The sequence below is a fragment of the Methanosarcina mazei S-6 genome (assembly GCF_000970205.1).
Lineage (GTDB): Archaea > Halobacteriota > Methanosarcinia > Methanosarcinales > Methanosarcinaceae > Methanosarcina > Methanosarcina mazei.
Genome location: NZ_CP009512.1, coordinates 3281893 through 3294828, shown reverse-complemented (window position 1 = coordinate 3294828; position 12936 = coordinate 3281893). Strand labels below are relative to the sequence as shown.

Below are 12936 nucleotides of genomic sequence, written 5' to 3'. Positions count from 1 at the left end.
AAAGATTGCTTCTGTTTCATCTTTTCTGTCTTTTCAGTCCACGCGCACTATCCTTACAAGGGACTGGATAGGAACATTGGCGATTGTATCCGCACCTTTCTTGTCCACAAGAACCACCACTGCTCTGGGTTTTGCGTCCATTTCACGCAGCTGCTCGATTACTTCCATTGTGGTCGAACCTGTGGTAATTACATCGTCAACGATTACACAGTTTTTGCCTGCAACGCTTCCGAAGTTCCTGCTGATGGTGCCTTTCTGGCCTGGCTGGACCATGTCCTGTCCTTTACGGGAATGGTAAAGGGCAAAATCTGCCCCCAGCTCATTTGCCATCATGCTTGCCAGTGGAATTCCACTCGCTGCAACACCAACTACCACATCCACCTCGGTGTTTGTTTTTTCCAGCGTCTCAATCACCATATCGCAGAGTGCAAGCGAAATGTAGTGAAGCCGTGTAGCGCTCTTTCCTATGCTGCTCCAGTTTACGGATATGTCTTTTGGAGCGGGAGCTGCGACTTCTTTTTTCGAACGGGTTAAAAGCCATGTAACTGTTTCTCTTGATACGTTAAGCTCATCGGCAATCTGGCCGGTTCCAAGCCCGTTGTTCTGAAGTTCCACAGCTTTCTGAATGAGATCTTCTATATTCTTCATGCCTCCATTCCCACCTGAAATTTTTTATCTGGCTGTATTTCCGGCCGATTTTGCAGTTCTTCTTATGAATACTGCCTGGAATTACTGCCCGAAAAATTTTATTCAAGTATATCTTTTCTCAGTTAAAAACATTATTAGACTATCAAGCGTTATATCTTTTTCTTCAGCTTTCCCGGTAACCTTTGCCTTTAAGTTTTCTTTTTCTCTTTTTTTTCAGGGGTGATCCGCAAATAGGGCATTCATCTCCCTTATCAAAGGTTTTTTTACAGCCAGTACACTGCTTTTGCCAGATAAGAACATCCTTTATCTTTTTCTGGGCTATAGGTTTAACCTGAATCCCGAGCTGCACGGCAACATTCTGGACCGCGTAATCATCCGTGAGCAGTACAGCTGTCTCCCTGTGTTCAAGAGCTTTTGCAAGAATTTCCAGGTCTGTTTTTGAAAGTTCCTCGGAGTCCCGCGTCTGTTCAGCTTTTTTCCGAACCTCTTTTACCATTTCCGGTTCTGGCCATTCTACCCTTAACCCTTCCTCTTTTGCAAGGTCAAAACGGAGCATGGAATCCCTGCTCTTCAATTCGTCCGCAACCGAAGGGACAGTAATAAGCAGCGAACTGTCCACGCCGCAGTTTCCCATTATAAAGACTGCCGAGTCTGCTATGTAAGAGGTCATTTTCTTTCTCTTTTCTCTGTTAGTATATAATTCATTGTCTCCCGAGTTTCGCTTCGGGAGCACGAGGTCCTTTTCGCTCGCTCAAGAGGACTACTTTAAAAGTTATATAATGATCTAAACTCAATCAGAACTTACTGTGGTTCTAATTAATTTTATTGTCTAATAGAACTTTTGCAATTTTTATATTTCTCTTTAAAAGATAACCAGAATAACAGGTTTATATTCAAACTGGAGTTCAAAAAGAGGTTGACTTCCTCAATACGTATTGTTCTCGGTGTTGTTCTGAGATTAGTGCGATAGTAGAGGCGAGAAAAATAGTTATCAAATATGAAATCGCAAACAGGTCATGTCGCGATCTCATATCTGGTTGTAATTCACCCCTTTAAGGGATATATATGGAGGAATTTATATCATAAATAAGGATTCGGGTTTTATATTTATTCGGGGCAGATTGCCTTGAGGCCGGCTGCGATGTCGGGAAGAAGGTCAATTGGGATACCTATTGTCATTTCTTCGTCTGCAATATCTGTATAAAGTCTGCTGCCGCTACAGCCTACTGTTACTGCCATTTTACCTTCTTTAGCCTGAACCACACCGTCGGAACAGAGGCTCTGTTTGCCCGCGAAACTGACTTCAAGCCTTCCCCCTTCTTTGTACATGTAAGCCTGAGTGAGCAGCATTACCTGCCTGGGATTGCAGATCACCAGTACAAGGTCCGGAATAAATGTGGTTTTCTCAAGGGGCGAATACAGGATAGCTTCTGTAGAGTGAGGGGCAAGGGTTGGCACCATATCAATAGTGCGCTTTGCGGCTTCCTGGGTGCCGAACTGTTTTAAACCTTTATAGTAGAATTCTCCACTTGCGACTTTTGGGGGAAGCGCTCCAAGACCCATGACTGCCGCGCCTCCTTTGCATAACTGATCATCCCACCCGGTGTATAACGCTTCCCCGGTCCTCCTTACACGGTCAACGAACTGGCAGTGTCTCATGGCTTCCTCAGCTTTTTTGATCCCTTCCGGAACTTTTTCTCCTTTAGGGATCAGTTTCACTGCAACAGGGGATGTTTCAAGTTTAAGGCAATTGATTATTTCCTGTCCATAATTGTTGATTTCTTTTAATTCCATTTTATCACTCTAGCCGCTATTTTGTTAATATTGTTTTTAATATTTTTGTTAATATTATTTTTTATATGTATCTTCTCTTTTTTACCTATTTGTTTTTGCTCAGTTTTGACTAAATTATACATAACCGAATTCAATATAAATATTCTCTAGTTATGATTTCTAAAGGATTTTTTCGCAGTACTCTTAATTTTTTATCCAGTTTCCATAATTCCTTTTTTCGGTCCCGTACTGCTCATTATCTTAAAAGGAGTAAAAACTGGAATTCATTCATTGAGTTATCTTCACTCAAGTTTGTCAAAAATAATTTCCATTTTTCCCATTCCCCTGGCAAGGTTTTTAGAGATCATGCCGTTTTCGAGCCAGCAGGCGTTCATCACGGCAGCCGGGACAAGGCATGTGGGAGTAAGAGGATTTTCAGCTGATTTCCGGGCGAGAACTGTATCGGGCCCTCCCATGAGGTCTTTTGTGCCCATATCGAATTTTGTGCCCCATTTTCTAAGTTTTTCACAGGTGGTTTTAATATGTATATGGGTGTTTTTTCCTTCTTTTGTAGCGATTATTTTTGTTGTATGTCCGCATATGGTATTGAGTGAAATTTCAGTGACCATTATTTATCCTCGTTTATTGAATAGTTATCCGGAGACTAAAAAGCTTTTTAATGCAGAATCTGAGAGTTTCTTCCTTTCCTGTACCTGAATCTCTTTTCCTGTTGTTTTTTATTTAATTCTGCATATATGTTTTTCTGTGCATTTTGTTTCTTTTTTAATCCGATAACTTTATAGGCTTAGGATGCTACTTTTGAGCCAGGTTACCTGTATTGAGGATCTGTACGGAAGTTCGTATTTCTATGGCGGTATGATCGCAAAGTTCATATACAATTCTATTCGTATTGCTTACTCCATAGCAAATATGCTAATTAAAGTACTCCTGTTAATACATTAATATATTAGCAGAGCAATTAAGCTACTGAAAGGTATGCTTATGCCCTGATAAGATCACCAGACAAGGATCACCAGGATTACAGGATATTCACTATCCGGATCATTCAAAGTCACGTCAAATATCGGCAGAATAACAATGAAAATAACGTTGAATAAAAGTCTATACTTATATTTCAATAAAATAATGAGGTTTTAATAATGAGATGGCAAGGCAGCTCCAGAAGAAAGGCTACCGGCGGGAAGATTATTGCTGCCCGCGGAAAGCGCAAGTTTGAAATGGGCCGCGAATCTGCGGAGACCCGTATCAGTGATGTAAAGAGAAAGAACGTTCACACCATGGGCGGTAACAGGAAAGTAAGACTCCTCCAGTCCAATGTTGCAAACATTACCAACCCAAAAGACGGAAAAACAGTTACTGCAACAATCGAGACAGTAATTGACAATACCGCTAACAAGCACTATGTCAGGCGTAATATTCTGACAAAAGGTTCCGTTATAAGGACTCCCGTGGGAACTGCCAGAGTTACAAGCAGACCCGGGCAGGATGGAGTTATAAACGCTGTATTAATCGAATAATTGAAGAGAGCCCTGACCCCAGACCGGGGTTCTGTGCCTATTCTTCCCAAACTTTGTGCCGGTGGTCAATATGGATGAAATGATTCAACATATACTGGAAATTCTTGAAAACGATGCTCGAACAAGTCCTGAAGAAATCGCGACTCTGACAGGAATGTCTGCACAGGAAGTTTCCCAGACGATCGCAAAGCTTGAAGAAACAGGAGTTATCCGGCACTACAAGACAATAGTTGACTGGGACCTGGTTGGGGAAAATTATGTTTACGCCGTAATTGAGTTGAAGGTCACTCTCGAGCGTAACCAGGGCTATCAGGCAATTGCAGAAAGGATTTATAAATTCCCGGAAGTAAGGTCTGTCAGGCTTCTGTCCGGGGACTACGACATCTCCCTAACTGTCAGGGGGAAGTCAATGAAGGATGTGGCCTTTTTTGTGGCAGAAAAAATCGCCACTCTTGACCAGGTCCAGAGTACGTCCACGCATTTCGTGCTGAAGACCTATAAAGAAGACGGGGTAATCCTTCATGAACCGGAGTCCATTCAGAGGCTCCCGGTTTCGTTTTAATGCGAAACTGCTTAAACACTACCCCTTTTATCCCGTTTTACTTTACATCTGATTTAAATAATTTTTTATAGAGGTGTTTGCTTGAGACCTCCATGCGATCCTTCAAAATTCATTGCGGAAGCTGTAAAGAGTATCCCCCCATCAGGAATACGCCGTTTTTTTGACCTGGTTTCCGGACTTGAGGACATTATCTCCCTTGGTGTGGGAGAGCCTGATTTCATCACTCCCTGGCATATCCGTGAGATGTGCATTCACTCACTTGAAAAAGGGCAGACTTCATATACCTCAAACTCCGGGCTTCCGGAACTCAGAGACGAACTTACAAGGACCTATTACAGGCGCTATGGACTGGACTATAATCCGGAATCCGAAATTCTTATCACTACAGGAGTAAGCGAAGCCCTTGATATAGCAATCCGGGCAGTGGTAAACCCCGGAGATGAGGTAATTGTGGTTCAGCCCTCTTATGTAGCGTATGTCCCTTCAGTGATTATGGCAGGAGGCAAGCCTGTTATTGTTTCCACACACAGGGACGATGATTTCAGCCTTACTGCAGAAGTTCTTGAACCTGCAATCACCAGCAAAACAAAGGCAATAGTCCTCAATTTCCCCAACAACCCTACAGGCGCAATTATGCAAAAGGAAGGAATGGAGGATATCGCAGACCTCGTTGTTGAGAATGACTTATTTTTAATTTCCGACGAGGTTTATGAGTGCCTCACCTATGAAGGCACCCATGTCCCATTCTCTTCCCTTGAAGGCATGAAAGACCGTACCGTTATGCTGAACGGCTTTTCCAAGGCTTATGCCATGACGGGATTAAGACTCGGTTTTGCTATGGGAGCTCCGGATATCATTCATTCTATGATGATGATCCACCAGTACTGCATGCTCTGTGCCCCCATAACCGCGCAGGTAGGGGCAATTGAGGCTCTCCGCAATGGTAAAGGAGAGATGGAGAGGATGGTCAGGGAATATGACCGGCGCAGGCACTTTATTGTAAATGGTTTTAATAGGATAGGGCTTGAATGCTGTAACCCTAAAGGAGCTTTTTATGCCTTCCCTTACATAGGAGATACAGGGCTTTCCTCTTCTGACTTTGCAGAGCGCCTGCTGAATGAAAAGAAAATTGTTACTATCCCGGGAGATGTCTTTGGAGAAGCGGGTGAAGGTTTCCTGCGCTGTGCATATGCAGCATCTCTTGATGACATTAAAAAAGCAATCGAGAGAATGGGAGATTTTGTAGACGGATTAAAACAGTGAGTATGACCGAATTTTTCGGTCTACATTTTTCTTATTCTTTTCTGCTGGTTTCTACATTTTTCCTTAATTCTGATCTTTAACTACTTTCTTATTTTTAATTACTTTCTAATCTTTTTATTGCATTTTTATATTCAACTTTATTATTTCTGTTTAGCCTCGTCATCTTCCAATCGTGTAACCAGGGCGTTTACTTTATCATCCATTTTTTCAATCAGCTCGTTCATCTGATTGTACCATTCATCAACGTTTTTCTTAACCATCCGCTTCATTTCCTGAGGTTCGATGGCTACATATTCGTAATAGTACCCCCCGCTTTCGATGGACCTTGTTTCTCTGTAAACAATTCCACAGGCTATGAGGTTCTGAAGAGAACGGTATGCAGTGCTCCTTTCTCTGTTAAGAATCTCTCCCAGCTTTTCTGCTGTCTGGGGTCCATGCATAAGCAGAGCCTTATATGCCTCGATGTCGAGCGACTTCAAACCGAGCACACATTTTACCATGTCCTCGCACTTGAAGCTTGCTCTGATCATTTCATGAATGGAATTTGTCATAAAACCACTATTTAAGGGAAATTCGTCCTTTTTATTTTAGAATTTATTACTGTTTTATGGGACCGGCCAGCATTTTCATACAATGCACAGATATGGGTTGAGGGAGCTCACAAAACAGAAAATCTTTTTCCAGTCTCCAAATCTGCTTTTAAAAGCATGTCCTTTATTGTATTATTCCCTCTAAGCGTTTTTTATACCCTTTTACTATTTGTTATTCCCTTTTGGTGTTATTTAATTACCAATATCAGTGAATCTATTTATAAACTTGTTTCTCGATCCTGATGTTATTATTTTTGTCAGGCAATATCTGCTAATATTTCATCATACCTTCATGGTCATTTTTAAAACGTTAGTTCAAGAGTTTCTGGTCGGGAAATTTTATATATCATTTCCTGACTCAATAAGTTCGAGGTTTATGCAGCCCATTATCCCTGAAGACGAACGTTCTAAAGAGCCTCTTGATACCGAGAGAATAATTTACCATCCTGATATGATAAAAGCCAACGACTGGGTTATTAATGAGTATGAAGCCCCTTACAGGGAGGTATGTATTTTTGTTCCCTGCGCCAAGAGAAAGCCTTACCATGAAAGCCCGTCCCATAAAAAATTTGACCGGATAATCTTCGGAATTTTAAAGCCTGAAGATGTACACATAGTTACCTTCGGGACCTGCGGAATCGCTCCAAGGGAACTTGATACCCAGTACCCGTTTATGAATTATACTTTCATGATGGGCAAATGCAATGTGACAAAGATCAAGAGAGACTTCATCAAAATAGAAAGTGAAAGGATTGCCGCCTACCTTGAAAAGACAAGGAATAACTACAGGCACAGGATAGCCTACTGTATCGGGGATTTCCGGACTGCAATGGAAAAAGCCCTGGTGATGGTTGATGTAAAAGTTGATATCGTCCCCAGGGAAGCCACAATTCAGAAGATGATTCAGCCCGATAAATCTTTCATTTACAACAGCCTCTCATCCAGAGAGTACCTTCAGGACCTTTCCGATGCAATTACCGACGCCTTCGGGCTTCCCGAACGGGAAGTAGGCTTGAAGGAAGACCTCTCGGTGGACGATTCTGACTGGTATGTTTTGTAATAACCGGAGATGAACTTTTTAGTTGCTATCAACAAAGTCCGCTTTTAATTTGTGGATATAATTTTTCTATCCACTTTTTTCAAATGATAATGCCCCTTCTTTTGAGCATTAGAAATCTTTTGAATTACATAACATTGTGTATTTGCTTTTGTTTGTAATGAGTATTATTCATTCCTTTACTCATCCCCCAAGCGGTGGAGAATTGAATCGATAGATTCTATTTCAAACTTCTCTGCACCAACAAGACAGGATCCTTCAAAATCACATGTCCAGATAGGGTATGCTGCATATTTGTCCACAGCCTCTTTGTGGAACTCCCTGACCGGAAGTGCTCGAAGGTTAATATACTTGTCCAGTTTTAGATCCAGGGTATCGTAAAGAATTTCAGTTAATTCGTTTAGTAAATTTAACAGTACTATCGTTCTCTGGAATTCCGGATTCCACAATTCGATTCTTTCTACAATCTCTTTAACCTTTATGTACTGCTCATACTCCCACACATCAAGAATATCATCATTGAAATGCCTGGATACGATTTCATAAACGCCTGGAATATTAATTATTGACCCGGGAGTTTCTTCTTTAAGAAGTGTATCATTGTTGAAATGTTTGGATATTATTTCCGAAACACCCGGAATATTAACTATTGATTGAAGGGTTTCTTCATTGAGACGTGAGTTAAGAATTCTGTCAAAATCTTCCTTTATCATTTTGCTATAGTTCATGTATATCGCCATTATTTCTCGCGTAATAATCCCAACGGAAAGAGAAGATCTATTTTTAATGAAGTTTTCTCTTTTGGATGGTCATGACATAAATATAACAGCTTAACTTAACAGCCTAACTTGTAACTTTCATTTCTTTAACCTTGTTAACCAGTGATGAAGACTCGTTACAAAATAATTGTTCTCTTAATAATCATTTCTGCCGCGTTGCCATCTGTCTGGTGGTAAGACCAAAAGCAGAAGCTGTATGATATGAGTTTCATGAGTGGTTATGATTTACTATATCGAGTTAACTACAGACTCAACCCTGGGCAATGTACTCTTTATCTTCCACTCCCGGTGATAAACAACACATAATCTGTGGGTATGGATAATCCTTGAGCATGGTCTGCAATGATGAATCCGCCAAAAGGCCAACTTCATAGCAGTGCTGGGTGGAAAACTTCAACGGAGATATCTGTTTTTCAATTCCTCCATATGATTAATTTCTCATTTTCACAGGCATGGCTAATTATATTCCATCTGTTCAGAACTTCGAGACAAAGGTCCTTGCCTGCCAGAGAGCAATAACCGCAAGGATCAGGATAAGAACCATCCACATTATATCCGCTCCCGGGATGAAGGAATTCTCCCAGTATGCATTGTAAGCTTCCATAGCAGCTGCAGATTGTACCATCTTTTTCTTCCCTCCTTTTTTCTCCTTACACGTACCTTACGCAGGCGTCTGATCCGCGAACCTTTCCGAAATCCGTAATTACATACTTATGCAGCAGGAACCCTTTTTTATAGATCCCTTCTTCATCAACTCTCTGTTCCAGGTCCCTGAGCATTCCGCCTGAAGCAAGTTCGATAATATCAAAGTTGATGCTGTCCCTGCCGTAATTTCCCTGCATGTTATATTCTTCCTGGATCTTTGAAACAATTTCATAGTTCCAGTGCTCTTCTCCATCCAGAAAAAGCTCCAGAATCCTGAACTTTATCGGGCGGTTTTTCCCCATATCTTATCATCCCCTCAGGGTTTCGATTTCTGCAGCTTCTTCAGTGAACATTACGAAACTTCCTATGATGCAGAGAGTCCCTCCAAGGAGAATTGTCCACTGGGGTACATCACCGAAGAACAGGAAAATGAAAATAACCGCAAAAAACCCGTAGAGGTTCCCGATTCCCTGTCCTCTTCCTACTCCTATCAGCGGGAAAGACTTATACCACGAAACATAACAGAATCCGAAGGTGATTCCTGCAAAGATCAGGACAAGAAGTGCCATGGGTTCAAAAGCCTGAAGCGCATAGGTATACATTGGAAAACCGACAATCGCCAGAATAGGCACAATAATGATCCACCAGATGATATTTTCTCCAAGGAATCGAAGGGTCAGGCCTACATCCGGTTCTGAAATATCAAGTCCTTTGCCTGCGATAGCCCCTTCAATCCCCCAGCCGACTGCAGCCATAAGGCCACCAAGATATCCTATCCAGGGGACATTACCTGTCCCAAGTTCGGTAATCAGGCCGCCTCCGAAGATCGTAATTCCACCTATAATTATGACAATAATCCCTGCTGCAGCCCTTTTCGTAATTTTCTCTCCGTACCAGTAGTAAGCAAGTATGGACCCTATGACCGGGTAAAGAAGAGCTGCGACAGCTGCAAATGCTCCCCCTATGAACCCCATAGCCATAAAAGACCCGAGAATTGCTATAGGTCCCCCGAAAACCGAAGCAAGGAAGAACCACTTGGAACAGGGACTGAATTCCCTGAGTGTTCTCGAAAGTTCGCCGAATTTTTGCAGCACTCCATTCCAGAGCATAAGTGCAAGCATAACAGTCAGGGCATTAAACGCGGTTATCAGAGCTGCAGTAACAACGAGAGAAACCCCATCTCCATTTGTTTCAGCAATTGCTCCGAACATTTCGTCAAAAGGATTAAGCACCCATATTACAGTTCCGGGCAGATACCAGATCCCCCAGAATACAGCACAGAAAAGAGCCCACATATACCCTTTACTGACCCTTCTTCTGTTTTCCTGTTCTTTCAAAGCTTTCAGATCTATGCCCACTCCTCCTTTGTTAGAGTATCAGGCAGGTGTGCCGGGGGACTTTCTGGTTTATTTTTGCCCCCGGGACTGCCCGCTCTTCCGATTATCCGACCTTCAGAGCTGCTTTTACCTTGGCGACTGCATCGTTGGCGCTTTCACCGTAGATATCTGCACCGATCTTATCTGCCCAGTCCTGGGTTACAGGAGCACCCCCTACCATGGTTTTCACCTGGTCGCGGACACCTGCTTCTTTGAGCTGTTCCTCTATCTGTATCTGGTTAACCATTGTGGTAGTCATAAGTGCAGAGGATGCAACAACCTGAGGTTTGAGCTCCTTCACCTTTTCTACAAAAGTCTTAATTGCAACGTCTCTTCCAAGATCCACAACCTTGAAACCGGCAATGTTCAGCATGGAAGCCACAATGTCTTTTCCGATGGAGTGGATGTCACCTTCGATAGTCCCTATAATGACCGTTCCCAGGTTTTTGGTCTGAGACTTGCGCTTCTCCATTTCCGGCGTGATAACTTCTATGCCGGCCTTCATGGCTTCAGCAGCTGCAAGTACATGCGGAAGGAAAAGGGCTCCCTGTCCAAACTGTTCGCCGACTTCTTCCATGCCTGCAGTGAAGCCCTTCTCAATCAGCTCTACAGGGTCAACCCCTGCGGCAAGGGCTTCCTCTGCGACTTCTGCTGCAAGTTCTTCATCAAACTCGGTAATCGAATTTTTTGCCTTTGCTATAATTTCTTCTTTGCCTGCCATTTTTACTCCTCCCTGCTCTTATCCCTCTTTGAATGCTCTGTCAGCTTTATCCACAATCGCCTGCATGTCCTTGAGGATATCCGCATCTACTGGTGGCACCTGATGGTTTTTCAGGATATCCTGGACCTTTTCGTTTGCCACGGCTGCAAGGTCTTTTGACCCGGATGCTGCCCAGTCTCCGAACATGCGCCTGTCGATGAGCATGGGACTTGACGGGTAATCTACAAGCATCCTTGTCTGCTTAAGGGCGAGGAAATTGTTTCCTATTCCTACTTTCTGGATAGATTCGACTGCAAGGGTTTCAGGGGAAACTGGAATTCCCTGCATTGCTTTCTTAACCATTTTGATAATGTCGTTGTCAATGACGAGCTGTTCCATTGAGAAAGTCATCCCAAGCTCAAGCATCCCGGCTCCGTAGATGGTATTTGCTCCGGCAAGCGCCGGGAGGAGACATGTCATTGTCTTTTCGTGTCCTGCCTGGTTGTCCGGGATCTTGGCATCAGACTAGGTGCCTGCAACATAGGAAGGCAGGCCATAGAACTGGGCAAGTTTTGCTACAGCAGCACTTATCAAGCCGAGTTCTGGAGATCCTACAGGGGCAGTGCCTTTCTTCAGGTCAAAAGTGGTTGTTGAGCTTCCGTACCAGACTTTAGCTCCGGGCACTGTCAGCTGGGCAAGAACAATTCCTGAAAGGACTTCGGCATTATGGGTCACAAGGGTCCCTGCAAGGTACACAGGGGACGATCCGCCTGACATTGCCATGCTCAGGACATTCACAGGCATTCCGAAGCGTGCACCCCTGATTATGACCTGGCAGGCATTGACGCTGAGTTCAAGCGGGCTTGTAGGGCAGAGCAGCATGGAAAAGATAGGCTTTTTCCTTGCTTCTTCTTCATCGCCGCCGTAATAGGCTTTTACAATGTCCCGGTAGTAATCGACATGTTCCCCTACAGGGTCAATGTGGTGGTAGTGTTTTGCAGTATTTGCTATAGGGGTAAGGGTTTCATGGACGTCCTGTGCGCCCTTCCCAGCCCAGTCCCTTGCGGATACCGGAAGTGAGAAGTAATCGATATTTTCTGCCCAGTCGCAGAGCTTTGCGATGTCTGCAATGTCCTGTTCCACGGAGTCAACAGTTACGTATTTTCCGTCCTGGTACTTACACATCTTAACACCGGTACCGAAGCAGGTCCAGTGTACCTTGCCTCCTGCTTCCTGGACAGTGTTGTACTTTTTGTCCCTGCCCCAGAGAACGAACCTTGAAGGCGCAAGCTGAAGGGCTCTCCTTACAAGGTATTCGGGGATCTTTACAATACTGGTTTTTTCGTCAACTTCACAGCCATTTTCTTTGAAGATCTGCCTTGCTTCAGGGTCCGATACCTGAACACCCGGGTTCATCAGAACTTCCATTGTGGCATAGTGAATTGCTTTGAGTTCATCGGTAGTAAAAAGGCTTAATTCTACGCCATTAAGTGCGTTGAATCCTGCAACTGCATTATTTTGCGCCATTCTCTATCTCCTTTTTCCTGAATATTTCCGGTTTGCTTCCTCTCATCAGCTGAGTTTGTCTTACTCAGGGCAAATTCTTTTATCTTCGATTCAGGGTGCAGAGACTATGAAGAAAAGAGTACTTTTTACATGAAATGAAGGTTTTTCATGTAAATAGACATAAAATAAATCAAAAAATAAACTTCAGATTTTCAATTCCTGTTTTCGGTTAAACAGGCAAAATCTGAAAAAAATAAAGTCCAGTACTTTCCCCCATTTTCTTAAAGCCTGTACTTCTCCCCGCTTTTCGCTCCAGAAGCTATCTGTTTTTGTGCCTCTGCTGCTTTTTTCTTGATACTTATTTATACTTCAGTTATTTCTTTTTTAATTCCGGGAAAATTTTTTAGTCTTTCCTCTTAATATCATCTTTTTTCTGGTATGCCCCCAAGGATTACTTTTTTACAATATATTTTATACTATTCTGCTTATTTTATTTTGA

At 42.9% G+C, this 12936-nt stretch carries 14 protein-coding genes and 1 pseudogene; 4 read left to right on the top strand and 11 right to left on the bottom strand.

The genetic code is table 11. The annotated features are described in order from the left end of the window. Positions 1-33: 33 nt before the first annotated feature. From MSMAS_RS14095 to MSMAS_RS14080, 4 genes are all read right to left on the bottom strand, one after another. Entirely contained in the window at positions 34-648 is a 615-nt protein-coding gene (locus MSMAS_RS14095; RefSeq protein WP_011033967.1) for an orotate phosphoribosyltransferase-like protein, read from the bottom strand. 163 nt (positions 649-811) lie between these two features. Beyond that, complete coding sequence (locus tag MSMAS_RS14090) at positions 812-1318, bottom strand: NOB1 family endonuclease (protein ID WP_048040882.1); 507 nt, start codon at positions 1316-1318, stop codon at positions 812-814. Positions 1319-1755: 437 nt separating this feature from the next. Next, on the bottom strand, positions 1756-2442 hold the full coding sequence (locus tag MSMAS_RS14085) for a DUF169 domain-containing protein (RefSeq protein WP_011033969.1): 687 nt from the start codon (positions 2440-2442) through the stop codon (positions 1756-1758). A 281-nt stretch (positions 2443-2723) separates the two neighbouring features. Next, positions 2724-3050, bottom strand: a complete 327-nt coding sequence (locus tag MSMAS_RS14080; RefSeq protein ID WP_011033970.1) for a DUF6951 family protein — start codon at positions 3048-3050, stop codon at positions 2724-2726. A gap of 531 nt (positions 3051-3581) precedes the next feature. On the opposite strand from MSMAS_RS14080, the gene MSMAS_RS14075 reads away from it, so the two are divergent. The 3 genes from MSMAS_RS14075 (at position 3582) to MSMAS_RS14065 (ending at position 5784) form a co-directional block, all read left to right on the top strand. Further along, positions 3582-3959 (top strand): 30S ribosomal protein S8e, encoded by a 378-nt coding sequence (locus MSMAS_RS14075; RefSeq protein ID WP_011033971.1) that lies wholly within the window; start codon positions 3582-3584, stop codon positions 3957-3959. Positions 3960-4029: 70 nt separating this feature from the next. Next, entirely contained in the window at positions 4030-4521 is a 492-nt protein-coding gene (locus MSMAS_RS14070; protein WP_015412276.1) for an Lrp/AsnC family transcriptional regulator, read from the top strand. A gap of 81 nt (positions 4522-4602) precedes the next feature. Next, complete coding sequence (locus MSMAS_RS14065) at positions 4603-5784, top strand: aminotransferase class I/II-fold pyridoxal phosphate-dependent enzyme (RefSeq protein ID WP_011033973.1); 1182 nt, start codon at positions 4603-4605, stop codon at positions 5782-5784. Between the two features lie 140 nt (positions 5785-5924). On the opposite strand, the gene MSMAS_RS14060 is transcribed toward MSMAS_RS14065, so the two are convergent. Then, positions 5925-6335: a helix-turn-helix domain-containing protein gene (locus MSMAS_RS14060; RefSeq protein ID WP_011033974.1), complete on the bottom strand. Its 411-nt coding sequence runs from the start codon at positions 6333-6335 to the stop codon at positions 5925-5927. Positions 6336-6750: 415 nt separating this feature from the next. Between MSMAS_RS14060 and MSMAS_RS14055 the strand changes: the two genes are divergently transcribed. After that, positions 6751-7434, top strand: a complete 684-nt coding sequence (locus tag MSMAS_RS14055) for a DUF5591 domain-containing protein (RefSeq protein ID WP_048039978.1) — start codon at positions 6751-6753, stop codon at positions 7432-7434. Positions 7435-7610: 176 nt separating this feature from the next. Here MSMAS_RS14055 and MSMAS_RS14050 read toward each other — a convergent pair whose 3' ends face one another. The 6 genes and pseudogenes from MSMAS_RS14050 to mttB all read right to left on the bottom strand — a co-directional run bounded on the left by MSMAS_RS14050 (position 7611) and on the right by mttB (position 12458). Beyond that, positions 7611-8144, bottom strand: a complete 534-nt coding sequence (locus tag MSMAS_RS14050; RefSeq protein ID WP_226987576.1) for a hypothetical protein — start codon at positions 8142-8144, stop codon at positions 7611-7613. 541 nt (positions 8145-8685) lie between these two features. Next, a complete protein-coding gene (locus MSMAS_RS19295; RefSeq protein ID WP_162829136.1) occupies positions 8686-8835 on the bottom strand; it encodes a hypothetical protein in 150 nt (49 codons plus the stop codon). 25 nt (positions 8836-8860) lie between these two features. After that, positions 8861-9157: a hypothetical protein gene (locus tag MSMAS_RS14045; protein WP_011033977.1), complete on the bottom strand. Its 297-nt coding sequence runs from the start codon at positions 9155-9157 to the stop codon at positions 8861-8863. Positions 9158-9163: 6 nt separating this feature from the next. Further along, complete coding sequence (locus MSMAS_RS14040) at positions 9164-10207, bottom strand: DMT family transporter (RefSeq protein WP_048044718.1); 1044 nt, start codon at positions 10205-10207, stop codon at positions 9164-9166. A gap of 88 nt (positions 10208-10295) precedes the next feature. After that, positions 10296-10952 carry a methyltransferase cognate corrinoid protein gene (locus MSMAS_RS14035; RefSeq protein ID WP_011033979.1) on the bottom strand — a complete coding sequence of 219 codons (657 nt, stop codon included), beginning with the start codon at positions 10950-10952 and terminating at the stop codon, positions 10296-10298. Positions 10953-10970: 18 nt separating this feature from the next. Further along, positions 10971-12458, bottom strand: a pseudogene (gene mttB, locus MSMAS_RS14025) ([trimethylamine--corrinoid protein] Co-methyltransferase). Between the last annotated feature and the right edge of the window lie 478 nt (positions 12459-12936).